The sequence below is a fragment of the Arthrobacter glacialis genome, assembly GCF_002909445.1.
Lineage (GTDB): Bacteria > Actinomycetota > Actinomycetes > Actinomycetales > Micrococcaceae > Specibacter > Specibacter glacialis.
This window is the reverse complement of record NZ_PPXC01000004.1, coordinates 100,950-124,092: the sequence shown is the minus strand read 5'-3', so window position 1 is coordinate 124,092 and position 23,143 is coordinate 100,950. Positions and strand designations below refer to the sequence as shown.

Annotated in this window: 29 protein-coding genes; 28 read left to right on the top strand and 1 reads right to left on the bottom strand. The window is 59.3% G+C overall.

Annotation, left to right across the window (positions count from 1 at the left end; genetic code table 11):
* Window positions 1-113 precede the first annotated feature (113 nt).
* The 4 genes from tuf (at window position 114) to CVS27_RS06185 (ending at window position 7,019) form a co-directional block, all read left to right on the top strand.
* A complete protein-coding gene (gene tuf, locus CVS27_RS06200) occupies window positions 114-1,304 on the top strand; it encodes an elongation factor Tu (protein WP_103464871.1) in 1,191 nt (396 codons plus the stop codon).
* 443 nt (window positions 1,305-1,747) lie between these two features.
* Window positions 1,748-2,299, top strand: coding sequence for a hypothetical protein (locus tag CVS27_RS06195; RefSeq protein ID WP_103464870.1), 552 nt, complete (start codon window positions 1,748-1,750; stop codon window positions 2,297-2,299).
* Window positions 2,300-2,302: 3 nt separating this feature from the next.
* Window positions 2,303-2,779, top strand: a complete 477-nt coding sequence (locus tag CVS27_RS06190; RefSeq protein WP_103464869.1) for an SRPBCC family protein — start codon at window positions 2,303-2,305, stop codon at window positions 2,777-2,779.
* Between the two features lie 457 nt (window positions 2,780-3,236).
* Window positions 3,237-7,019: a hypothetical protein gene (locus tag CVS27_RS06185; RefSeq protein ID WP_103464868.1), complete on the top strand. Its 3,783-nt coding sequence runs from the start codon at window positions 3,237-3,239 to the stop codon at window positions 7,017-7,019.
* A 1-nt stretch (window position 7,020) separates the two neighbouring features.
* Here CVS27_RS06185 and CVS27_RS06180 read toward each other — a convergent pair whose 3' ends face one another.
* Window positions 7,021-8,283 (bottom strand): MFS transporter, encoded by a 1,263-nt coding sequence (locus CVS27_RS06180; protein WP_103465084.1) that lies wholly within the window; start codon window positions 8,281-8,283, stop codon window positions 7,021-7,023.
* Window positions 8,284-8,728: 445 nt separating this feature from the next.
* Here CVS27_RS06180 and rpsJ point away from each other — a divergent pair, with 445 nt between their 5' ends.
* The 24 genes from rpsJ to CVS27_RS06060 all read left to right on the top strand — a co-directional run bounded on the left by rpsJ (window position 8,729) and on the right by CVS27_RS06060 (window position 23,126).
* Window positions 8,729-9,037, top strand: coding sequence for a 30S ribosomal protein S10 (gene rpsJ / locus CVS27_RS06175; RefSeq protein WP_038464699.1), 309 nt, complete (start codon window positions 8,729-8,731; stop codon window positions 9,035-9,037).
* Between the two features lie 17 nt (window positions 9,038-9,054).
* A complete protein-coding gene (rplC, locus tag CVS27_RS06170; RefSeq protein ID WP_103464867.1) occupies window positions 9,055-9,705 on the top strand; it encodes a 50S ribosomal protein L3 in 651 nt (216 codons plus the stop codon).
* A 4-nt stretch (window positions 9,706-9,709) separates the two neighbouring features.
* Window positions 9,710-10,543 (top strand): 50S ribosomal protein L4, sunset domain variant, encoded by an 834-nt coding sequence (gene rplD / locus CVS27_RS06165; protein WP_103464866.1) that lies wholly within the window; start codon window positions 9,710-9,712, stop codon window positions 10,541-10,543.
* Window positions 10,540-10,845 (top strand): 50S ribosomal protein L23, encoded by a 306-nt coding sequence (rplW, locus tag CVS27_RS06160; RefSeq protein ID WP_103464865.1) that lies wholly within the window; start codon window positions 10,540-10,542, stop codon window positions 10,843-10,845. The genes rplD and rplW overlap by 4 nt, the downstream gene beginning before the upstream one ends.
* 30 nt (window positions 10,846-10,875) lie before the next feature.
* Window positions 10,876-11,715, top strand: a complete 840-nt coding sequence (gene rplB, locus CVS27_RS06155; RefSeq protein WP_103464864.1) for a 50S ribosomal protein L2 — start codon at window positions 10,876-10,878, stop codon at window positions 11,713-11,715.
* A 12-nt stretch (window positions 11,716-11,727) separates the two neighbouring features.
* Window positions 11,728-12,009: a 30S ribosomal protein S19 gene (gene rpsS, locus CVS27_RS06150; RefSeq protein ID WP_062007556.1), complete on the top strand. Its 282-nt coding sequence runs from the start codon at window positions 11,728-11,730 to the stop codon at window positions 12,007-12,009.
* Between the two features lie 38 nt (window positions 12,010-12,047).
* Window positions 12,048-12,413: a 50S ribosomal protein L22 gene (rplV, locus tag CVS27_RS06145; protein ID WP_062286637.1), complete on the top strand. Its 366-nt coding sequence runs from the start codon at window positions 12,048-12,050 to the stop codon at window positions 12,411-12,413.
* Window positions 12,414-13,262 carry a 30S ribosomal protein S3 gene (gene rpsC / locus CVS27_RS06140; protein ID WP_103464863.1) on the top strand — a complete coding sequence of 283 codons (849 nt, stop codon included), beginning with the start codon at window positions 12,414-12,416 and terminating at the stop codon, window positions 13,260-13,262.
* Window positions 13,263-13,679 carry a 50S ribosomal protein L16 gene (gene rplP / locus CVS27_RS06135; RefSeq protein ID WP_062286639.1) on the top strand — a complete coding sequence of 139 codons (417 nt, stop codon included), beginning with the start codon at window positions 13,263-13,265 and terminating at the stop codon, window positions 13,677-13,679.
* A gap of 2 nt (window positions 13,680-13,681) precedes the next feature.
* Window positions 13,682-14,005 carry a 50S ribosomal protein L29 gene (gene rpmC / locus CVS27_RS06130; protein WP_103464862.1) on the top strand — a complete coding sequence of 108 codons (324 nt, stop codon included), beginning with the start codon at window positions 13,682-13,684 and terminating at the stop codon, window positions 14,003-14,005.
* Window positions 14,002-14,298 (top strand): 30S ribosomal protein S17, encoded by a 297-nt coding sequence (rpsQ, locus tag CVS27_RS06125; protein ID WP_103464861.1) that lies wholly within the window; start codon window positions 14,002-14,004, stop codon window positions 14,296-14,298. The genes rpmC and rpsQ overlap by 4 nt, the downstream gene beginning before the upstream one ends.
* A 595-nt stretch (window positions 14,299-14,893) precedes the next feature.
* A complete protein-coding gene (rplN, locus tag CVS27_RS06120) occupies window positions 14,894-15,262 on the top strand; it encodes a 50S ribosomal protein L14 (protein WP_062286641.1) in 369 nt (122 codons plus the stop codon).
* A gap of 3 nt (window positions 15,263-15,265) precedes the next feature.
* Window positions 15,266-15,628 (top strand): 50S ribosomal protein L24, encoded by a 363-nt coding sequence (rplX, locus tag CVS27_RS06115; RefSeq protein ID WP_103464860.1) that lies wholly within the window; start codon window positions 15,266-15,268, stop codon window positions 15,626-15,628.
* Window positions 15,625-16,209: a 50S ribosomal protein L5 gene (rplE, locus tag CVS27_RS06110; protein ID WP_103464859.1), complete on the top strand. Its 585-nt coding sequence runs from the start codon at window positions 15,625-15,627 to the stop codon at window positions 16,207-16,209. Before rplX ends, rplE begins: the two co-directional genes overlap by 4 nt.
* A 103-nt stretch (window positions 16,210-16,312) precedes the next feature.
* Window positions 16,313-16,711 carry a 30S ribosomal protein S8 gene (gene rpsH / locus CVS27_RS06105; protein ID WP_103464858.1) on the top strand — a complete coding sequence of 133 codons (399 nt, stop codon included), beginning with the start codon at window positions 16,313-16,315 and terminating at the stop codon, window positions 16,709-16,711.
* Window positions 16,712-16,734: 23 nt separating this feature from the next.
* Window positions 16,735-17,271, top strand: coding sequence for a 50S ribosomal protein L6 (rplF, locus tag CVS27_RS06100; protein ID WP_103464857.1), 537 nt, complete (start codon window positions 16,735-16,737; stop codon window positions 17,269-17,271).
* Window positions 17,272-17,273: 2 nt separating this feature from the next.
* A complete protein-coding gene (rplR, locus tag CVS27_RS06095) occupies window positions 17,274-17,645 on the top strand; it encodes a 50S ribosomal protein L18 (protein WP_103464856.1) in 372 nt (123 codons plus the stop codon).
* Complete coding sequence (gene rpsE, locus CVS27_RS06090) at window positions 17,642-18,352, top strand: 30S ribosomal protein S5 (protein ID WP_103464855.1); 711 nt, start codon at window positions 17,642-17,644, stop codon at window positions 18,350-18,352. Before rplR ends, rpsE begins: the two co-directional genes overlap by 4 nt.
* Entirely contained in the window at window positions 18,352-18,564 is a 213-nt protein-coding gene (gene rpmD, locus CVS27_RS06085; RefSeq protein ID WP_103464854.1) for a 50S ribosomal protein L30, read from the top strand. Before rpsE ends, rpmD begins: the two co-directional genes overlap by 1 nt.
* A gap of 1 nt (window position 18,565) precedes the next feature.
* Window positions 18,566-19,045: a 50S ribosomal protein L15 gene (gene rplO, locus CVS27_RS06080; protein ID WP_103464853.1), complete on the top strand. Its 480-nt coding sequence runs from the start codon at window positions 18,566-18,568 to the stop codon at window positions 19,043-19,045.
* 222 nt (window positions 19,046-19,267) lie between these two features.
* Window positions 19,268-20,593, top strand: coding sequence for a preprotein translocase subunit SecY (secY, locus tag CVS27_RS06075; RefSeq protein ID WP_103464852.1), 1,326 nt, complete (start codon window positions 19,268-19,270; stop codon window positions 20,591-20,593).
* A 5-nt stretch (window positions 20,594-20,598) separates the two neighbouring features.
* Window positions 20,599-21,159: an adenylate kinase gene (locus CVS27_RS06070; protein ID WP_207767467.1), complete on the top strand. Its 561-nt coding sequence runs from the start codon at window positions 20,599-20,601 to the stop codon at window positions 21,157-21,159.
* Window positions 21,160-21,269: 110 nt separating this feature from the next.
* On the top strand, window positions 21,270-22,106 hold the full coding sequence (map, locus tag CVS27_RS06065; protein WP_103464850.1) for a type I methionyl aminopeptidase: 837 nt from the start codon (window positions 21,270-21,272) through the stop codon (window positions 22,104-22,106).
* A 249-nt stretch (window positions 22,107-22,355) separates the two neighbouring features.
* On the top strand, window positions 22,356-23,126 hold the full coding sequence (locus tag CVS27_RS06060; protein WP_103464849.1) for a glycerophosphodiester phosphodiesterase: 771 nt from the start codon (window positions 22,356-22,358) through the stop codon (window positions 23,124-23,126).
* Window positions 23,127-23,143: the final 17 nt, after the last annotated feature.

The window sequence follows — 23,143 nt, the reverse complement described above, 5'->3', positions numbered from 1 at the left end:
CCAACCAGCAAGCAATTTCTTAAATATCAAAAGCCCCCAGTAGACTTATTTTGATTTCAGTGGCGAACAGCGCTACTGAGAGTAAGTTTTCTAAAATGTTCTAGGAGGAACCTGTGGCAAAGGCAAAGTTCGAGCGGACCAAGCCGCACGTTAACATCGGCACCATCGGTCACGTTGACCATGGTAAGACCACGTTGACGGCTGCCATTTCCAAGGTACTGTACGACAAGTACCCGACACTCAACGAGCAGCGTGATTTCAGCTCCATCGACTCGGCTCCCGAGGAGAAGCAGCGCGGTATCACGATCAACATCTCCCACGTTGAGTACCAGACTGAGAAGCGCCACTACGCACACGTAGACGCCCCCGGTCACGCTGACTACATCAAGAACATGATCACCGGTGCTGCCCAGATGGACGGCGCTATCTTGGTAGTTGCCGCCACTGACGGCCCGATGGCTCAGACTCGCGAGCACGTTCTGTTGGCCCGCCAGGTTGGCGTTCCCTACCTGCTGGTCGCACTGAACAAGTCCGACATGGTTGACGACGAAGAACTCCTCGACCTGGTGGAGATGGAAGTTCGCGAACTTCTTTCCTCACAGGGCTTCGACGGCGACGAGGCACCTGTTGTCCGCGTTTCCGGCTTGAAGGCTCTCGAAGGCGATCCCGTATGGGTCAAGTCCGTTGAGGACTTGATGGATGCTGTGGATAACCACGTTCCTGACCCGATCCGCGACAAGGACAAGCCGTTCTTGATGCCGGTTGAAGATGTCTTCACGATCACTGGTCGTGGAACTGTTGTTACGGGCCGCGCCGAGCGTGGAACCCTGGGCATCAACTCTGAGGTCGAGATCGTCGGCATCCGTCCGGTCCAGAAGACCACGGTTACCGGTATCGAAATGTTCCACAAGCAGCTCGACGAGGCTTGGGCCGGCGAGAACTGTGGTCTGCTGCTCCGCGGTATCAAGCGCGAAGACGTAGAGCGTGGCCAGGTTATCGTGAAGCCGGGTTCCATTACCCCGCACACCGATTTCGAAGCCAACGTCTACATCTTGGCCAAGGATGAGGGCGGTCGTCACAACCCGTTCTACTCCAACTACCGCCCGCAGTTCTACTTCCGCACCACGGATGTTACCGGCGTTATCACCTTGCCTGAGGGCACGGAAATGGTTATGCCTGGCGACAACACCGAAATGACTGTCGCGCTGATCCAGCCGATCGCCATGGAAGAGGGCCTCGGCTTCGCTATCCGCGAAGGCGGCCGCACCGTTGGTTCAGGTCGTGTCACCAAGATCATCAAGTAATTAATTACTTAGATCTATAGGAAGGGTCCCAGCTTCGGCTGGGGCCCTTCCCGTTTAAAACTTGGTTGCACACCCGACATGTCCGTTGGGTGGCTTTCGCGACTTTCTGCGGAGCTGCTGGAAATGTTCGACGGCGGATGCGGCCTTCCGTGCGGATCGCGGCCAAGGTGGTGCCCGGCCTGGGCAACGCCGGTTAGTTCATGGGTGCGATGCCGTCCACGATGCTCTGCACCAGTGTTGCGTCCATTGGCTGTCCGGCAGCAGCTGGTTGAGCATTGGTTCGTCCCTATCAGTCTGTTCGGGCGGAGGAGGCAAATCTTGCCGGCGTGGCCTGCCGGTGGTGCGGGGCCAAGTTCGTATGACCAACGCAGAAGAAATGAGCGAAATTTCCGATGGGCAGGATTACCCATGGTGTGTCAGCGGCCGCACTATAGGCTGGAACGATGGCCATCAGCAAGCAACGGATTCCCGCGAGAACACTCCGAACCGCATCCATCATCATCTTGGCATTTGCCGCAACCATGCTGCTGTTTGGCGTCAACATGTTTCAGGTCGGGAGCAATCCAGGGAGTAGTGCCCGGGAGCTGCAGGAGTCAGGGCTGCCTGGAACTGTCACCGATGCGCGGGTCAATGTGGGCTACGCTGGCGACGGGCTACAGCACCTCTTTCGCGTGGAACTGACGTTCCTGGGCAGCGACGGAACGAAACATACGCTCACTACCAACCACTTTCCCCTGCATCCAGCGCCCAGCACCTCCACCCAAGGCTGGCTGTTGGACTTCCCTACGAAGGCTGAGATCGTGGGCCAGCCCGTGCGCTACCGCCTGGGCGAGAGCCCCGCCGTCGAGCTTGAGCGTGAAATTCCGGCCCTTGTCGCAGAGGGCTGGAGCTTCCCCAACTACCTGGGCTTGGGGCTCATGGTCCTAGCCGTTGGTGCGGCAGTTGGCGGAACCGTGAGCCTGGTGCGCGCCATGCGCCAGATTCGGGAGGGCTGATCCGTGCCCCAAGTCATTGCCGAGCGGACTGTACGGCTGGATGCTGCCACCGCGTTCGAACTCTCCCAGACCACTGGCGATTTCCGGCTGAAGTGGGACCCTTTCATCCACTCGCAGCATTTTGAGGGCGGTGCCACGCGGGCGGCCAAGGGCGTGCGCACCCGGACGCGGTCGAGGATGGGGCTGCTCATGATCAGTGAGTACGTGTCCTTCGTGCCGGGCAAAAACGTTGGCATGAAAATGGTGGCCGGGCCGTGGTTCTTTGCCACGTTTGGTGCTGGGTGGCGCTTTGCCGAGTCCGACGGCGGCACAAGACTGGTCTGGAAGTACACCTTCACGTGCACACCCCGTTTCCTGCAGCCATTGGCCAACCCGGTGGGCAAATGGTTGTTGGGGCGGGAAATTGAACGGCGAATCGCCTCATTTGCTGCAGCGTGCGATGATCCACAGCTCATTGCCGACTTGGGTGCCTCGGGCTGAGTGGTGCCCGTCGCCGCGGTATTCGTGATCAGCCCGGAGTACAGAATTCTCGAACAGCCAACACCATGGGTAGTTATGCCCATTTGATGGCGTAATTGACCGTTGGGTGCTTGAATTGCCCTAAGCTGAGAGTTCGCCAGTAGTAAGGAATGACATGAGTCAGCAGCCCGCCGCGTCTCCACGTCCATCGGAGCGAAACGCCACCGCTGAAGCGTACCGGCAAGGCTATTTGCAAGGGCATCGCGCTGGCTGGAGCGATGCCCTTGCCGCTGCGGCACAGGCGGTCCGGCCAGAGCCGGCTGCCCACCAAGGGAGTGCCGCTGGCGGTCCGGCAAGTGCTCCGCCAGTCCGCACTCCGGCACCACCTTTCGCAACGGTGCCGGTGCCCAGCCAGCCCGGTGCGCGGCTTCCGGTGAATGCGCCGGCTATGTCATTAACCTATGGGCGGCCGCCGGCCATGCCCACAATGCCACACCCTCGGGCGCACGCGCCTGCCCCGCTGGACCCTGCCGCCGTCGCCGCCACGAAGCGCAGGCGTGAGACGCAGAACATCAACGTCACGTTATATGTGGCCAGCTTGCTCATGGTTGCCGCAGCCGCCCTCTTTGTGGGCAGCACCCTCCCGGTGGTGGCACGCCTGGTGGGCGTGTGGCTCGGAACTGCGCTCTTCTACACAGCCGGACTGGTGCTGCACAGCAAGGTTGCCAGGCTGAAACCAGCCGCTGTGGCGTTCGCAGGAACAGCGCTGGCAATCATTCCCTTTGCAGGTCTGGCGACTTACAACTTGGGCTTCCCCGCAGCGTCTTCCGTTTGGCTCGGCACCTCCCTGATAGGCACAGCTGCCTATATCCTTGCCGCTGTGCGGCTGCAAAGCCGCCTGGTGGTCTACCTTTCCCTGGCCTTCCTGCTCTCCACAGCATGGTCCTCGGTAGCAGTTCTGGGGGCCGCGTTGGCCTGGTACTTTGCGGCACTCATAGTTTTTGCCGCTCTGCTGTCTTTGGCCGGCCTGCTCCTGAAGCGTGGCGGCGACGCAAACGGTAGGGAAACCAGCATCTATGCGAAACCCTTGAACGATCTTGGCCCGTGGTTTGCGCCCGCCGGCCTGGTTGGCTCGTTAATCTTCAGTCTTGCCCTCAACGCCGCCGACCACGCGCTGGTGATGGTGGCCGGAGTCATCTACTACCTCGTGATGACGGCGACATGCGCTCCGGCGCTGAAAGGCTACAACTACCTGGGGCTGAGGTTTTCTCTGACGCTGACTGCCCCCTTCATTTCTTGGATGATCGAGCCGAACGCAGCCTGGGCAGCCGCATCCTTCACGGTGGTTCTGGCCGTGCAGCTCATCGCGGTGGCCTATGCCAAGACGCCTTTGGCCCGCTTCCTGGGGAGCGAGAGGTGGGTGCGATGGGACGTATTCACCGGCATTCCCCTCATGAACATGGCAGCACTGCTGTGGAGCATTAGCCTGCATTGGCAACACAATGATGATGGGGGCACTTCATTTGCTGTGCTCGGTGTGGCCGTTGGGCTGATTATTGCCATGGCTGCCGTGCCGGCATTCCTGCCACGCGGGGAATGGCTGCCTCTTCCTGCCGTGGGGGCCATCCTCATCTACTCGCCCTTGTTGGAGGCTGCCGGCTGGTCAGTGCTGTTGGCGGTGGCCCTTGTTTACACGGTGGTGCGTTTCCTCACCAGCAAAAGGCCCGCCCTTCGCGCCGCCATGTTGGTTGCCTCCCGGCTGCTCCTGACGGCCTTGGCGGCCTCGACCTTGGCCACCTTTGTGCCGTCCCAGCCGGGCAAAGCCCAGCTGATAGCAGCTGTTATAGGCATCATTGCCGCCGGCCAACTGTTCGCCGACGCCCTCATCGGCAAGCTTGGCAGAATTAGCACCGTAACAAGTTGCTCGGCCGCAGCATGGGCGCTGGTGGGGACAGCACTGGTGGTTGCCTTGTCGGTGAGCCACCTGTGGCAAGAGGCCACAGGAAATGCCACCGCCGGCGTGCTTGTTGCAACGCGCTGGGAGTTCCTCGTGGCGGCCGTCGCGATGGCTGCCGCCGCCATGGCTTATTCGCTCTTTCGACTGCCCCGCCCCAGCGGCTACTCAAGCGCGGAGCTCGTGGCACCGCTGGTCCTTGGCATTGCGGCCCTGAGTGCGGGACCAGTCTTCAACGCAGCCGGGGCCAGTGTTGGCTGGGCCCTGAGTACGACATTTCTCATCTCCGCCGGCTTGTTCCTTCCTTCCCAGAGCGAGTCCTTGCACCGCTGGCTCTACTGGTGGGCGGCCAGACTGAGCTCCCTCTTGCTGGCGGTGGCGTTGTTCCAGCTCTGGGCCGAGGCCGACCCCGCAACTCAGATCGCGGGCACCACCGTCAATCTGGGACTTGTCATCATGCTTGCCCTGGTGCCGCAACTGTTCATCCTCGCTGCCGTGCAATGGCGAGGCCAGACAATCACCGGCCTGCAGATGGACGCCGGGGTCACCTTGTCCCTTCTGGTGCTGGTTGCGGCCGTCAGTGGTATCGGCAACCATGGCGCCAACTGGGCCACGCTGGTTGCAGTGGGGCTGGCCGCAGTGGCCATCGCGTCGTTGAGTATTGCCGGTGCACTGCGAGCTGTTTGGCCGGCCGTGGTCCAGTGGGCCGCGCCCGCCGCCATGCTGGCGTTGGTTTTGAGCTGCGCTGGCAGCAATGGCGCACTGATAGTGGTCCTGGCAATCATCGTGGCAACGTCCGGCGGTTTGACGCTCAAGGCAACCACCCCTGTGCTCCGAGGTGTGCACTTCATGGTGGCCCGCCTTGCCTTGACAGCGCTGGTGGGTGTTGGCGCAGCCCAGCTGCTGGATAGTCCTGCAGTAACCACGCTGACGCTGACGGTGGCCCTGCTGCTCCAAGTTCTGGTGCAGTACCTTGCGCAGCGCACCAAGGCTGCACACCTTGTGGGGGAGCCGGTACTCCTGCGGATCAGCCTGTGGTTGGTGCTGGGCGGGCAGGTCCTTGTACCTGTTGCCTATCACCAGCTCACAGGTGGTTTCGCGGCTCAGGGAACAGCTCTGCGGTGGGTGGTGGCTGTGGAACTCTTGGCTCTTGCCGTGACGGCTGTCGTTGCGCAGCTGCTCCTTTCACAGCGCGGTGCCTCGTATCTGGCACTTGTTGCAGTGGTGGGCGGTGCCGCAGTCATAGCACCAGTGCTGTGGCCGGGTGCCACAGCATTGATTCTCCTGGCACTATGCGTAGCTGTCATTGCTTGGCGGTGCCTTTACACGCCCCAGGAACCGGAGATGCGCTGGTACTGGTTGGTGGCGACGTCGACCTTCCTCTTGGCTGCCTGCGTTGTGGATGCTGATGCCGCCACTGGCATCTTTGCAGCCATGTGGCTGGTGGCTGGTTTGGCCTTCATTGTGGCGGCACATTTGATGGGACTGCCGTGGTTGACGCTGCCCGGGGCTTTGCTGATTTTCCTTTCAGCCATGATGTTTGGCAGTCAAGTATTCGAGCTAACCCTGCTCAGGGGCGTCGCAGCCTTTACCAGCTTTGTGGTTGTGGTTGGCGCTTTGTATCTGGTGCGCCTGGTGCTCCTGGATTTGCTGGATGCGCCGTATGTGCAACGGTGGAGCGTGGTGGGTGTTGCGCTGGCCGGAGGCGCCGTCTTCTCCCTCATGACCATGGCTGATCACCGCAGCGTGCTTCTCGGGGCGGGCACCTTCACGCTGATCGCCGTGTTGGGCTGTTTGGAAGCGCCAGCCAACATCCGGCGTCGTTGTGTGGACGGTGCGGTGGTTTCGTGCGCACTGGTGTGGTTCCTGGCATGCTCCAGCTACGTGGACCTTGGCCTCTTCTGGTTTGTGCAGTGGTGCGCCGCGGCGTTGGGAGGCCTGGCGCTGATTCGATACTTGGCAAAGCAGGAAAGAACTGGCAAATTCCTCCTGCTGGCGGCGGCCTGCCTCGCCAGCTTCGGGGCTCTCCTGACCATTTTCAGTGGCGACACCCTGCAGCAGCTGATCTCGCTGCTGATCTTCGTTGCCATGCTGGCCGTGGGCATGAGCCTGAACGAACGGATCTTCACCATCTGGGGCGCCATCGGCGTAACTACGGCTGTGATTTGGTATGTGCGCGGCTACACCTTCCTCCTGCTGGCTCTGCTGGCACTGGCGCTCATAGCCTTCGCGATCTGGCGGCTGACTCGCAAGAAGCCGGTAGAGGAAGAGACGGTTCCCGTGTACCTGTCCGGACCCCCGCAGTAGCTCAGCGCACCCCCTTGACCTGGCCGACGGCAACGGCGCCGCCCAGGGCGGTGATGCCGGAGACAAGGAACAGCAGGGTGAAGTCGCCCACGGCGCTGACCAGCAAGGCTCCCAGCATGGGCGCGAACGCTTGCGGCACCGTCAATGCGATGTTCATGATGCCAAGGTCCTTCCCGCGCGAGAGCTGGTCGGGAAGGACTTCGGTCGCAAGGGCCTGATCCACCGAGAGGAAGCAGCCATATCCCAGCCCCAACAAGGCTGCGCCAACGGTGGCTGCCCCCATGGTGGGGACAAACGCCAGGATGAGGGCGGCAACAGCCTGCACGACGGAAGCGCCAAAAACAAACACCCGGCGCCTGCCCAACCGGTCGGACAGCCTGCCCAGCCACAGCGACGCAATGATCACAAACACCATGTAAACGAGAGTCAACAGAATCAGCGAGTCCTCGGCGTCGGGCACCTTGAGCCCGTACATGAGGAAGTAGAGCAGCAAACTGGTGCCAAAGGCGTTCCCTAGGTTCACCAGGATGCGACTCAACAGCGTCCAGCCGAAATCAGGGTACGCTCGCGGACTGATCCACAGGCCCTGCAGCAGCGAGCGGAACGTGAGCGGCGGAACAATCCCCGCCGGCAGGACTTGATCGGGGACCAGCAGTAGGAACGGCAGGCCCAGCACCACCAGAAGCGAGGCCATCAGGGCGTAGCCGCCAAAGGTACTCAGCCCAAGGGTCATCACCAGGACCAATCCGGCAATAATGCCAATGGCCTGGGGTGCGGAGATCCACCCCGAGACATAGCCGCGCTGATTGACGGGGACCTGGTCGGAGATGGCAGCCGTCAAGGCGGCCGTGAGAACACAAAAGAAGGTGCTGGCAGCCACCCAGCAAATCCCAATCCCCAGCAATGATGTCTGCAAACCCAGAACCAGCAGTGAAACGGAAAAGCCGGCCGTGCCCAAGGCAATCCAAGGTCGGCGCCGACCAAAGCGGGAGGTGGTCCTGTCGGAGAGTGCCCCCGTGAGCGGGTAGGCAATCAGCGCGAAGGCCCCTGCGATGCCTGAAATGTAGCCAAACCCCAGAACGTTCTGGACCCAGTCTGTGGCATTGAGGAACTTCTCCACCTGCAGTGGAAGCAGCAGCTGCACGGGTGTCAGCTGCGCAATCCATACGCCGAACCAGCTCAGGGCAAACAAGGAAACCCACCGGCCACTGACCCGGCGGGTGGGAACCGATGCCAATGACAGCGTCTTCGGGGGAGTAGGCACCCCAGTATTTTTAGTGACTTTACCCACAGGTGAAGCCTCTCATGGTCGTCAAGAGTGGCGCAGATGATGCGAAGCTGCGGCGAGGGCAAGCAAGGCCACGCCAGCCCCGATTGGCGTTTGGGCGCAGAATCCGGCATACTTATTGAGTTGTTCAAGTGCTTTTTCGTGTCCCGGTCGAGATAATGCTCGATGCAGGGTCCAAGCTAAAGCCCAAACATAACCTTCCTTCGAATTATCAGTGCGGGTACGTGCGTGAATTATTCACGACACGCCCGACCGCGGGGGTCGGAGCTTCGGTGGATTGAGGAACCCGGAATTATCCGGATTCAGTTCATTGGAAGCGTGGCTGTGAGTGCCACATTGAACAGGTAAAAGTAAACAGCGTTTACGTCCACAGCATTGCTCCTACAGGATGCTTCGTTACAGGAAAGAGAGTCACGACGCCATGGCGGGACAAAAAATCCGCATCCGGCTGAAGTCATATGACCACGAGGTTATTGATGTTTCAGCTCGGAAGATCGTTGAGACGGTCACGCGCGCAGGCGCAACGGTAGTCGGCCCGGTGCCGCTGCCCACCGAGAAGAACATTTACTGCGTAATTCGTTCTCCTCACAAGTACAAGGACAGCCGCGAGCACTTTGAAATGCGCACGCACAAGCGTCTTATCGACATCATTGATCCCACGCCCAAGGCAGTAGATTCGCTCATGCGTCTCGACTTGCCGGCCGACGTGAACATCGAAATCAAACTGTAGGGAGGTGCTGAGAAACTATGACCGCGACCCGAAACACTAAGGGCATCCTGGGCACGAAGCTCGGCATGACCCAGGTCTGGGACGAGAACAACTTGCTTGTTCCCGTAACCGTCGTCCAGGCCGACTCCAACGTCATCACCCAGCTGCGCAACGCAGAGGTAGATGGCTATGTAGCGATCCAGATCGGCTACGGCCAGATCGATCCTCGTAAGGTAACCAAGCCCTTGGCTGGTCACTTCGAAAAGGCAGGCGTCACGCCTCGTCGCCACGTCGTCGAGCTGCGCACTGCAGACGCTGACACTTACACCCTCGGCCAGGAGCTCTCCGTTGAGATCTTCGAAGCCGGCCAGAAGGTCGACGTCGTCGGTACTTCAAAGGGTAAGGGCTTCGCCGGTGTTATGAAGCGTCACGGCTTCCATGGCGCCCCGGCCTCTCACGGTGCTCACAAGAACCACCGTAAGCCCGGTTCCATCGGTGGCGCGTCCACCCCCGGCCGCGTTTTCAAGGGTATGAAGATGGCAGGCCGTATGGGTGCCGAGCGCGTAACGACCATGAACCTCACGGTTCACGGCGTTGACGCCGAGAAGTCGCTACTGCTGATCAAGGGTGCCGTCCCCGGCGCCCGCGGCTCGGTCGTCCTGGTACGCACCGCCGTGAAGGGAGCATAAGTAAATGACTACTGTCAAAGTAGATCTGCCTGCTGACATCTTCGACGTTCAGACCAACGTGCCCTTGTTGCACCAGGTTGTCGTAGCTCAGCTTGCTGCCGCCCGTCAGGGTACTCACAAGACCAAGACCCGCGCCGAAGTATCCGGTGCAGGCCGTAAGCCGCACGCACAGAAGGGTACCGGCCGCGCCCGTCAGGGTTCCATCCGCGCCCCTCACATGACTGGTGGTGGTGTTGTCCACGGACCCACACCCCGCGACTACAGCCAGCGCACCCCCAAGAAGATGAAGGCTGCTGCACTGCGCGGTGCTCTCTCTGACAGGGCACGCAACGGCCGTATCCACGTTATTGCTGAATTGTTTGCAGGCTCCAAGCCTTCCACCAAGGCTGCCATGGCCACCCTTGCCGGCGTTTCCTCACGTAAGAACCTCTTGGTTGTTATTGAGCGCGCCAACGACGTTGCCGCTTTGAGCGTACGTAACATCACCAACCTCCACGTTCTGTATGTTGACCAGCTCAACACCTACGACGTGCTCGTTTCTGATGACATCGTCTTCACACAGGCTGCATACGAAGTCTTCGTTTCCGGCCGTGCCGCTGCAGAAGCTTTCGCTTCCAGCATGCTGTTGGTTGAAGACCTGGTTTCCGAAGATGCCGATGATGCCGAAGGCACCATCAAGGGCAACAAGGACTCCATGAAGTACCACGTGCCTGGTTCACGCTGGTATGACGCCACTGTGGCCGAGGTTTGGTTCGCAACCGTTGAGGAAGCCAAGGCCGCAGGCTTTGTTCCCGCCGGTGGCGAAGCTGCCCAGACGATTGAGGAGGACGCCAAGTGAGCGCCGTCACCATCAAGGATCCGCGCGACGTAGTGCTTGCACCCGTCGTTTCGGAAAAGAGCTACGGCTTGATCGACGAAGGTAAGTACACCTTCTTGGTTGACCCCCGCTCGAACAAGACCGAGATCAAGCTGGCCGTGGAGAAAATTTTCTCCGTCAAGGTCGACACGATCAACACCATCAATCGTGTTGGTAAGCGCAAGCGCACCAAGTTCGGATGGGGACAGCGCAAGGGCACCAAGCGCGCCATTGTCTCCCTTCGCGAAGGCACGATCGACATCTTCGGCGGTCCGCTTTCATAAGCGGAGACCACTTTAACGAGGAAATATACTATGGGAATCCGTAAATACAAGCCGACAACCCCGGGCCGTCGCGGCTCGAGCGTTGCCGACTTCAGTGAAATCACGCGGTCGACGCCGGAGAAGTCTCTGGTCCGTCCCCTGCCCAAAAAGGGTGGCCGCAATAACACCGGTCGTATCACGACACGTCACAAGGGTGGTGGCCACAAGCGCCAGTACCGCTTGATCGACTTCCGTCGTCACGACAAGGATGGCGTTAACGCTCGCGTTGCTGAGATCGAATACGATCCCAACCGCACCGCACGCATTGCCCTCCTGCACTACGTTGATGGCACCAAGCGTTACATCATCGCCCCGAACAAGCTCAAGCAGGGCGACTTCGTAGAAGCCGGCCCCGAAGCTGACATCAAGCCTGGCAACAACCTCCCGTTGCGCAACATCCCTGTGGGTACTGTTATCCACGCTGTGGAGCTGCGTCCCGGTGGCGGTGCCAAGATGGCTCGTTCCGCTGGTGCGTCTGTTCAGCTCGTCGCCAAGGAAGGCCGCTTCGCACAGTTGCGTCTGCCCTCCGGCGAAATCCGCAACGTTGATGTGCGCTGCCGCGCAACCATCGGCGAGGTCGGCAACGCTGAGCAGTCCAACATCAACTGGGGTAAGGCTGGCCGTATGCGCTGGAAGGGCGTACGCCCGACAGTTCGTGGTGTTGCTATGAACCCTGTTGATCACCCGCATGGTGGTGGTGAAGGTAAGACCTCCGGTGGACGACACCCGGTCAACCCGAACGGTAAGCGTGAAGGCCGTACTCGCCGTCCGAACAAAGAGAGCGACAAGCTGATTGTTCGTCGCCGCCGTACTGGCAAGAACAAGCGATAGGAGCCGGCAGACATGCCACGTAGCCTGAAAAAGGGTCCCTTCGTTGACCAGCACCTCTTTGTAAAGGTAGCTAGGGAAAACGAAAAGGGCACCAAGAACGTTATTAAGACCTGGTCCCGCCGATCGATGATCATCCCGGACATGCTCGGTCACACGATCGCTGTACACGATGGTCGCAAGCACATCCCCGTGTTTGTAACTGAGTCGATGGTCGGGCACAAGCTCGGCGAATTCGCCGCCACGCGGACATTCCGCGGCCATGTCAAGGACGACCGTAAGGGCAAGCGCCGCTAAGGCGCTTGACTTTACGGCAAGACGAGAGAGAGATAGCAATGGAAGCCAAGGCAAGTGCGCGTCATCTGCGCGTTACGCCTATGAAGGCCCGGCGCGTCGTCAACCTGATTCGTGGCAAGCAGGCGAATGAGGCATTGGCGATTTTGAAGTTTGCCCCCCAGGCAGCTTCGGAGCCGGTATTCAAGGTAGTCCAGTCCGCAGTGGCTAACGCCCGCGTTCTGGCTGACCGCGACAGCATCGCGTTCAACGAAAATGATCTTTACATCAGCGAGATCTTCGTTGACGAGGGCCCGACCATGAAGCGGTTCCAACCGCGTGCTCAGGGTCGTGCGTTTGAGATCAAGAAGCGCACCAGCCACGTCACAGTGGTTGTCGCTACCCCCGTGAAAGAGGAGGCTCGCTAAGTGGGACAGAAAGTAAACCCGCACGGGTTCCGACTCGGTATCACCACGGACCACCGTTCACATTGGTTCGCGGACAGCAACAAGCCCGGCCAGCGTTACAAGGACTTCGTTAAAGAAGACATCCAGATCCGTGCACTCATGTCCACGGGCATGGATCGTGCCGGTATTTCCAAGGTTGAGATCGAGCGCACCCGTGACCGTGTACGTGTGGATATCCACACCGCACGCCCCGGTATTGTTATCGGTCGTCGTGGAGCAGAAGCAGACCGCATCCGCGGCGAGCTCGAAAAGCTCACCGGCAAGCAGGTTCAGCTGAACATCCTGGAAGTCAAGAACCCGGAAGCAGACGCTCAGCTCGTTGCCCAGGGCATCGCAGAGCAGCTGACTTCACGTGTGGCTTTCCGCCGCGCGATGAAGAAGGCAATGCAGTCCGCACAGCGCACTGGCAGCGTCAAGGGCATCCGTGTCGCTTGTGCCGGTCGCTTGGGTGGCGCTGAAATGTCCCGCACCGAGTTCTACCGCGAAGGTCGTGTGCCCCTGCACACCCTGCGTGCCAACATCGATTACGGCTTCTTCGAAGCCAAGACCGTGTTCGGCCGCATTGGTGTCAAGGTCTGGATCTACAAGGGCGATGTCACCAGCAAGGAACTGGCTGCTCAGGCAGCCGCTGCTCCTGCTCGTGGCCGTGGCCCGCGTCGTGACGGCGATGACCGCGGAACCCGCGGCCCCCGTGCCGGTGGCGACCGTCGTCGTAACGACCGTCCTGAGCGCACCGAGGCAGCTGCCGCGGTTGAGGCTCCTGTAGCTGCAGAGGTTGCAGCTCCGGCAGTAGAAGGAGGACAGGCTTAAATGCTTATCCCACGTCGAGTAAAGCACCGTAAGCAGCACCACCCGGGTCGTTCCGGTCAGGCTACTGGCGGCACCGTGGTTTCATTTGGTGAGTGGGGCATTCAGGCTCTCACGCCTGCATATGTAACCAACCGTCAGATCGAGTCCGCTCGTATCGCCATGACTCGTCACATCAAGCGTGGCGGTAAGGTGTGGATCAACATCTACCCCGACCGTCCCTTGACGAAGAAGCCTGCCGAAACCCGCATGGGTTCCGGTAAGGGTTCGCCCGAGTGGTGGATTGCGAATGTCAAGCCCGGACGCGTTCTCTTTGAACTCTCCGGTGTATCAGAAGAGGTAGCACGCGAGGCATTGCGCCTGGCAATCCACAAGCTGCCGTTGAAAGCGCGCATTGTGCGTCGCGAAGGTGGTGAGTAGAGATGTCAGTTGGTTCTAAGGAACTTGCCCCTGCACAGCTTGACGGATTCGATAACGCACGTCTTGTCGAAGAACTTCGTAAGGCTAAGGAAGAACTGTTCAACCTGCGTTTCCAGTCCGCTACAGGACAGCTGGAAAGCCACGGTCGTTTGCGCGTTGTAAAGCGCGACATCGCCCGTATCTACACAGTCATGCGTGAGCGCGAGCTGGGCATTCGCCCGGACGTGGTTGCTGCTGCACCCGTGGAGAAGGCCTCCAAGAAGGCTGACAAGGAAGCCAAAAAGGCCTCCAAGAAGGCTGAAACATCTGAGGAGGACGCCAAGTGAGCGATTCTGTAAACAACATTGAAGAAGGCGCGGATGCAGTTGTCCGCAACGAGCGTAAGAAGCTTCGCGGCTACGTCGTCTCCAACAAGATGGAAAAGACCATCGTTGTAGAGGTCGAAGACCGGGTGAAGCACGCCTTGTACGGCAAGGTTCTGCGTCGCAACAAGAAGATCAAGGCTCACGATGAAGAGAACAGCGCCGGCATCGGCGACCTGGTCATCATCTCCGAGACCCGCCCGCTCTCCGCAACCAAGCGTTTCCGCCTGGTTGAGATCGTAGAGAAGGCTAAGTAACTTAACTCACGCACTTGTGCGTGGTTGATTACTAAAACGTTGGGCCCGTTGCCACTTGTGGCGGCGGGCCCAACGTCGTTTAACCCCCAATGCTCGACGGCGGCTGAGACCTTGGCGGCTGGCCCGGCGGCGAAGCCGGCATTCTCTCGGCTGCTCTCCGACCTTCGGCCGCGGGCGGCCTCTGGTCTCCCTGACGCAGCCTACGAGAACACCAGCCCCGCCGCGGGCTCGGAACCTTGACTCAGCGAAGGTGCGGGGAGTGTGGGGGAGGTAACGCCTTTGGTGGGCTGGCAGCGTACCGTGAGGTTCCGCCGTCGTGCTAGGATTATTTATTGCTGCGCCTTTTCTGTGCCGCCGTTTTCGGCAGGCATGTCAGGTGCGCAAATACCTCGTAAATGCTCGTGCCCCTACAAACTGCCGTTCGATCCGTGGATTTATCCATGCATCGGTACGGAAAGTGCAGTTGGCATGAGGTATTTAGGCGTGTTTTGGCAAAATCCAGGCACGTCAAGAGACATCCCGAACAATACGTTCCGCAAGGCTTATCCATAGATGGTTTATGGCCAAGAACCGGCGCGACGAACAGGAGACACTAGTGATTCAGCAGGAGTCGCGGCTTAAGGTCGCCGACAACACGGGTGCCAAGGAAATCTTGACAATCCGCGTTCTCGGTGGATCTGGGCGCCGCTACGCAGGCATTGGCGACACCATTGTCGCAACCGTCAAGGATGCAATCCCCGGCGGTAACGTAAAGAAGGGTGACGTCGTCAAGGCTGTCATCGTTCGTACCAAGAAGGAACGCCGCCGTGCGGATGGTTCCTACATCAAGTTCGATGAGAATGCAGCTGTCATTCTCAAAGCTGACGGGGACCCCCGCGGTACCCGTATCTTCGGCCCGGTTGGCCGTGAACTTCGTGACAAGAAGTTCATGAAGATCATCTCGTTGGCTCCGGAGGTGCTGTAACTCATGGCAAAAATCAAAAAGGGTGACCTGGTTCAGGTCATCACAGGCGCCAAGGCTGAGCGTGGCGGCGACCGTGGCAAGCAGGGCAAAGTCCTGAAGGTATACACCGAGACCAACCGCGTGTTGGTTGAGGGTATTAACCGTGTCACCAAGCACACCAAGGCCGGTCAGACCGAACGTGGCACCAACACTGGTGGCATCGAGAGCGTCGAGGCACCCATTCATATCTCCAACGTTGCCGTAGTGGACCCGTCCACGAAGAAGCCGACTCGCGTTGGCTACCGCATCGAAACCGTTGAGCGCGATGGCCGCGAACGTCAAGTACGTATCCGCGTTGCCAAGACCTCGGGGAAGGACCTGCCATGAGCTCGGTAGTTGCAGAGAACACTCCCACGATCATCCCCCGCTTGAAGACCCGCTACGCAGCGGAGATCAAGCCGGCTTTGGTCGAGGAATTCAAGTACGCGAACATCAACCAGGTTCCGCGCCTGGTCAAGGTTGTTGTCAACATGGGTGTTGGAGATGCCGCTAAGGACTCCAAGCTCATTGACCACGCCGTTCGCGACCTCACCGCCATCACCGGTCAGAAGCCTCAGGTAACTAAGGCTCGCAAGTCGATCGCACAGTTCAAGCTGCGCGAAGGCATGCCGATCGGTTGCCACGCTACCCTGCGTGGAGATCGCATGTGGGAATTCCTGGACCGTTTGGTCACACTTGCACTGCCCCGTATCCGCGACTTCCGCGGCCTCAGTGGCAAGCAGTTTGACGGCAACGGAAACTACACCTTCGGTTTGACCGAACAGGTTATGTTCCACGAGATCGACCAGGATTCCATTGACCGCCCCCGCGGTATGGACATCACCGTCGTGACCACAGCCAAGACCGATGACGAAGGCCGCGCGCTGCTTAAGGCGCTTGGCTTCCCGTTTAAATCCGAAGATAAATAATCTACGTAAAAGGTCCGTTCTGCGGGTATGAAGGGTTGGCATTTTTTGCCGCCGCTTCTAATCGCCGCGAAGGAAACCGTTACGAGGAAGGGCAAGCGCCCAAATGACAATGACAGATCCTGTCGCAGACATGCTTACGCGTCTGCGCAACGCAAACTCGGCACACCACGACACCGTGTCCATGCCGTTTAGCAAGCTCAAAGGCCACATCGCCGACATCCTCAAGGCGCAGGGTTACATTGCTGCCTGGAAGGTTGAAGACGCCGAAGTTGGCAAGAAGATGACCATCGACCTGAAGTACGGCCCCGCACGTGAGCGTTCAATCGCTGGCTTGCGCCGTATCTCCAAGCCCGGCCTGCGCGTTTACGCAAAGTCCACAAACCTCCCCAACGTGTTGGGTGGGTTGGGTGTCGCCATCCTGTCGACGTCTTCCGGTCTTTTGACCGACCGTCAGGCTGCCAAGAAGGGCGTGGGTGGGGAAGTCCTCGCCTACGTCTGGTAGTAGAGAGAGAAGGGAAAGAACTTATGTCACGTATTGGACGTCTCCCCATCTCCGTGCCTGCCGGCGTCGAGGTCAAGGTTGAAGATAACCTGGTTTCCGTCAAGGGCCCGAAGGGATCGCTGTCACACACTGTTGCCAGCCCCATCACGGTTGCACTCGAAGAGAACACCGTAACCGTTAGCCGCCCCAACGATGAGCGCGCTTCGCGTTCACTCCACGGTTTGACTCGCACCCTCATTGACAACCTGATCATCGGTGTCACTGCAGGCTACGAGAAGAAGCTGGAAATTGTTGGTACCGGTTACCGCGTTGTTGCCAAGGGCCAGAACCTGGAGTTCGCTCTGGGCTTCAGCCACCCGGTTGTCATTGAGGCACCCGAAGGCATCACACTGACTGTTGAGAGCCCCACTAAGCTCTCCGTGTCAGGCATTGACAAGCAGCAAGTGGGCGAAGTTGCTGCCAACATCCGCAAGCTGCGCAAGCCCGACCCGTACAAGGGTAAGGGCGTTCGCTACGCCGGCGAAATCATCCGCCGTAAAGTCGGAAAGGCTGGTAAGTAACCATGGCACTATCCATAAGAGGAAAGTCCAAGGCCGCTGCACGCGGTCGTCGCCACCTGCGCGTGCGCAAGCGCGTCAGTGGCTCCACTGTACGTCCGCGTCTGGTGGTCAACCGCTCTGCTCGTCACATGTTCGTTCAGGTCATCGATGACACTCAGGGTCTGACCCTGGTTTCGGCATCGACCCTTGAAGCTGACCTGCGTGCCTTCGACGGTGACAAGACCGCCAAGGCCAAGCGCATTGGTGAGCTCATTGCTGAGCGTGCCAAGGCTGCCGGTATCGAAGCTGTTGTCTTCGACCGTGGCGGTAACCGTTACCACGGTCGTGTTGCAGCTGTTGCTGACGGCGCACGTGAAGGCGGTCTGGCACTGTGACCGAAAACATTAACAAGGAGAACACTGTGTCAGAAGCAACTGCAACTGACGGTGCTGCTGCGAAGACTGAGACAGCTGCAGGCGCCGATGGCGCTCGTGGCCGTGGCGGTCGCGACGGCGCTCGTGGAGGCCGCGAAGGCGGTCGCGACGGTGGCCGTGGCCGCGGTCGCGACGGTGGCAAGGAAGCTGAGAAGAGCCAGTTCATCGAGCGCGTTGTCAACATCAACCGCGTTGCCAAGGTTGTCAAGGGTGGTCGTCGCTTCAGCTTCACCGCTCTGGTAATCGTCGGTGACGGCAACGGTATGGTTGGCGTCGGCTACGGCAAGGCCAAGGAAGTTCCCGCGGCCATCGCCAAGGGCGTTGAAGAAGCCAAGAAGTCCTTCTTCCGCGTTCCGATGATCGGCAAGACCATCCCGCACCGCGTACAGGGTGAGGCCGCCGCTGGCGTCGTCATGCTGCGCCCGGCTGCTGCTGGTACCGGTGTTATTGCCGGTGGCCCGGTCCGCGCCATCTTGGAATGCGTTGGCATCCACGACGTGCTGTCCAAGTCACTTGGTTCCTCAAACGCCATCAACATTGTTCACGCAACTGTTGCTGCATTGAAGGGCCTGGAAGACCCCAAGGCTGTTGCGGCTCGCCGCGGCTTGCCCTTGGACGAGGTTGCTCCGGCCATTCTCTTGCGCAACATGCAAAAGGCAGGTCTGTAATGACTACACCGAAGAACATTCAGGTTTCCGACGCAAAGCTGGAAATCACTCAGATCAGGGGCCTCGTTGGCGCCAAGCAGAACCAGAAGGACACCCTTCGCTCATTGGGTCTGAAGCGCATCGGTCACACCGTTGTTCGCTCAGCTGACGCAGTGACTGCTGGCATGGTCAACACGGTTCCGCACCTGATCAAGGTTGAGGAGACTAAGTAAAGTGGCTACTGACAAGACTGTAGAAACTGCTGAGAAGCAGAATGCGCTCAAGGTCCACCACCTGCGTCCCGCACCCGGCGCCAAGACGGCTAAAACCCGTGTTGGCCGTGGTGAAGGATCCAAGGGTAAGACTGCAGGTCGCGGTACCAAGGGTACCAAGGCTCGCTACCAGGTTAAGGCTGGCTTTGCCGGCGGCCAGTTGCCGCTGCACATGCGTTTGCCGAAGCTGCGTGGCTTCAAGAACCCGTTCCGCGTCGAGTTCCAGGTTGTAAACCTGGACAAGCTGAACGAGCTCTTCCCCGAAGGTGGCGTTGTCACCGTTGCAACATTGGTTGAGAAGGGTGCCGTTCGCAAGAACCAGCCCGTCAAGGTGCTGGGCACCGGCGAAATCACCGTCAAGGTTGATATCACCGCCCACGCGTTCTCCTCCAGCGCTGTTACAAAGATCGCTGCTGCAGGTGGAACCACCACCGAACTGTAAATAGTTCACAAATGCGCACATCTAACGATTAGACTCTTGGTGAGCGGAGCTCATGTTCCGCTCACCAGGGGTCTTTCGTTTTATGGATTCCGTGTTGGTTTGGCCGCGCCTTATGGGTCTGCTGTACCGTCACAGTTTCAATGCGAGCCAGATCACCCACTAGAATCTTTCCTTGGGCTTCATTCGAGAAGTCAACTCCATTACTACACATCAGGAGGACGCTTGCTTACCGCATTTGGCCGCGCCTTTCGCACGCCTGATCTGCGACGCAAGTTGTTGTTCACGCTGGGAATTCTTGCCATCTTCCGCTTGGGCGCTTTTATCCCCTCGCCTGGAATTGATTACCGAAATGTCCAACAGTGCGTGAATGCTGCTGACACAAGCCAGGGTATCTACCAGCTGGTTAACTTGTTCAGCGGCGGCGCCTTGCTTCAGGTTTCCATTTTCGCTTTGGGAATCATGCCCTACATCACCGCGAGCATTATTGTTCAGCTGTTGCGTGTGGTCATTCCCCGCTTCCAGGAACTGCACCTTGAAGGTGCCCAGGGCCAGGCGAAGATGACTCAGTACACGCGCTACCTGACTATCGCCTTGGGTCTGCTCAATGCCACCACCCTGATCACCCTTGCACGCTCGGGCCAGCTCTTTGCTGGCTGTGGCGCTGCAGGAACACCTGGCGCGTTGATCCCCAACGACAACCTGATCACCATCTTGTTGCTCATCATCACCCTGACAGCCGGTTCCGGCTTGATCATGTGGATGGGCGAGCTCGTCACCGAAAAGGGTGTCGGCAACGGCATGTCCTTGCTGATCTTCGTTGCCATCGCAGCAATGTTCCCCACCTCCTTGGGCGCCATCCTGAAGACCCAGGGCTGGGGCACCTTCCTGATCGTCATGGTCGTTGGCCTGCTGGTCATGGCCTTGGTTATCTTTGTTGAGCAGTCGCAGCGACGCATTCCCGTCCAGTACGCCAAGCGTATGGTGGGACGCCGCACCATGGGCGGCACCAGCACCTACATCCCCATCAAGGTCAACATGGCCGGTGTTATCCCGGTGATCTTTGCCTCCTCGATGCTGTACCTGCCGGCTTTGCTGGCACAGTTTGCCACACCGGCAGACGGCTCTGAAATTCCGGGCTGGGTTGAATGGATCAACAACTACCTCACACGTGGAGATCACCCGATCTACATGGCGCTGTACTTCCTGTTGACCATCGGCTTCACTTACTTCTACGTCGCGATCACCTTCAACCCCGAAGAGGTCTCCGACAACATGAAGAAGTACGGCGGATTCATCCCCGGTATTCGTGCAGGGCGTCCTACCCAGGACTACCTGCAGTACGTAATCTCGCGCATCACATTGCCGGGTGCGCTCTACTTGGCAATTGTTGCTCTGATCCCTCTCATCGCCTTGGTCATGATTGGGGCTAACCAGAACTTCCCGTTCGGTGGCACGTCTATTCTGATCGTGGTGGGTGTTGGGTTGGAGACTGTCAAGCAGATTGATGCGCAGCTCCAGCAGCGCCACTATGAAGGGTTATTGCGATGACAAGAATGCTGATCATTGGGCCTCCCGGTTCAGGCAAAGGCACACAGGCTGACCGGATCTGTTCGGAGCTGGGCATTGTTGCCATCTCCACAGGCGACATCTTCCGCGCCAACGTCAAGGGCGAAACTCCCTTGGGTCTGGAAGCAAAGAAGTACATCGACAACGGTGACTTTGTTCCGGACAGCGTGACCAACCGGATGGTGCGCGATCGGCTCGCCCAGAGCGATGTTGCGCAGGGCTTCTTGTTGGATGGCTACCCCCGCACCTCGCCCCAGGTGGACGAACTCGATGACATTCTGGCCGCGGCCGGTGTGAATCTTGATGTTGTGGTCCAGCTGACGGCCGACGACGAGGAACTCGTCAAGCGTCTGCTGGGACGGGCACTGGAAACCGGACGCACCGACGACAATGAAAAAGTCATCCGGCACCGCCTGGATCTTTACCGTGAACAGACTGAGGTTGTAGTGTCCCGCTATGCGGAGCGCGGCATTTTGGCCAAGGTTGACGGACTGGGTCCCATGGACGAAGTTACTGAGCGCATCATGGACGCCATCAAAAACGTCTAAGCAGAAAAATGTATTGTCAACGGCACCTCTCTGGTGCCGGGTTGTGAAGGAGGGCTCCTTCCCGCTTTACGGGGAGGAGCCCTCAATCGTTTTAGCGAAAGGGTTCTTTCATGGTGTTTGGCCAGCAAAGAATTGAATACAAGACCATCGACCAAATGCGCATCATGCGCCGCAGCGGGCTAATCCTTGATGGTGCACTCAACACCACCATTGCAGCCGTTGCGCCGGGTGTCACCACAGGCGAACTGGATGCCATCTTCGCGGCGGAACTGAAGAAGGCTGGAGCCACCTCCAACTTCCTGGGCTACCACGGCTTCCCCGCCTCCATCTGCACTTCGGTGAATGAAGAAGTGGTTCACGGCATTCCAGGCGCCCGGGTGTTGGAAGCTGGCGACATCATCTCCATTGATGGTGGCGCCATTGTGGAGGGCTGGCACTCAGACTCGGCCAGAACAACCATCGTGGGTGGTCCCAGCGCCGAGGATCCCGCGGATCGCCGCCTGAGCGACATTACGGAGGAAGCCATGTGGCGCGGTATCGCGGCCATGGCCAGTGCCAAGTACGTTGGCGACATTGGCGATGCCATTGACGAATACGTCACCTCCCAGCCCGGCAAAGAACTCGGCATCTTGGAAGACTATGTGGGCCACGGCATCGGCTCAGCCATGCACATGGCACCGGATGTGTTGAACTACGCGTCCAAGCACCGCGGCCCGAAGCTCAAGCCCGGCATGTGCCTGGCGCTGGAACCCATGCTGGTGCGTGGGGGACTGGAAACGCTGACCCTCGAAGACGACTGGACAGTTGTCACCACGGACAAGGCCCGCGCTGCGCACTGGGAACACTCAGTTGCCGTGCATAACAAGGGCATTTGGGTTCTGACGGCCGCCGACGGCGGAGCAGAGCGCCTGGCACAGTGGGGCGTCACCCCCGTCCCGCTGGACTAACGCCTCCAGCCACCCCTCCAAACTGACCCGCAGTAGTGGTCGAAAAATCAACGATTTTCGTGAGTTTTCGACCACTACTGCGGGTTACTTTTGTTTGACGAAACAATTTGGGCTTAGTTTGTCTGCAGTCCACCTTGGCGCCACCGGAATTGATATTGCACTCCGTAGCTTGGTCAATGAAGCCGAAGGGGCCCGCGCCAATCCAGCGAAGGCTGCCCCTCAGACCACAAACTGCAGGAGTGCAAATCCATGTCCATCTATGCCCACCGAGGCGTTTCAGCGCATCTTCCGGAAAACACCCTGGCTGCCTTTTCCCGGGCCATTGAACTTGGTATTGACGGCATTGAATTGGACGTGCACCTGTCCGCAGACGGGATCCCCGTAGTGATCCATGACGACACGGCCGACCGCACTACCAACGGCACCGGAAACATCACTGACTTCACGGCGCATCAACTTGGCCTGCTCGACGCCGGTGCTGGGCAGTTCGTGCCCACCCTGGCACAAGTCCTCAACCTGGCTGCCGGCAAGTTGCGGGTAAACATCGAGCTCAAGGACTCCTTGTCGGCCGGCCCGGTTGCCGAGGTTGTTTCCGGGGTGCCGGGACTTGACTGGTTTGCTTCTTCGGCAGACTGGAACGCGCTGGCCGAATTGGTCCGCAAGTCTCCGGGAGCCAAGGTTTATCCGCTGTGTGTGGGCAGTTTTGACAAGATTGCGGCGCTCCTCCCAGAGGGCGTCGGCAAGGAAGAATTTGCGGGCAGAGACCTGGCGTCCGCCATTGAATTCGCACTTCTCCACGGCGGTGAAGGTGTGTCCATCTGGGAAGCTGGACTGGACCGGGACGACATCGAGCTGATTCACAGTGCCGGCCTGCAAGGTTGGGCATGGACCATCAACGACCCTCTCCGGGCCCAGGAATTGTTGGACATGGGTGCTGACGGCATCTGCACCGACGATCCAGAACTGATCCGCGGAGATCGAGCTGCCGTCCTGGACACCCCCGCCATGGCAGGGCGTTGACCGGGTGACACAGCTAG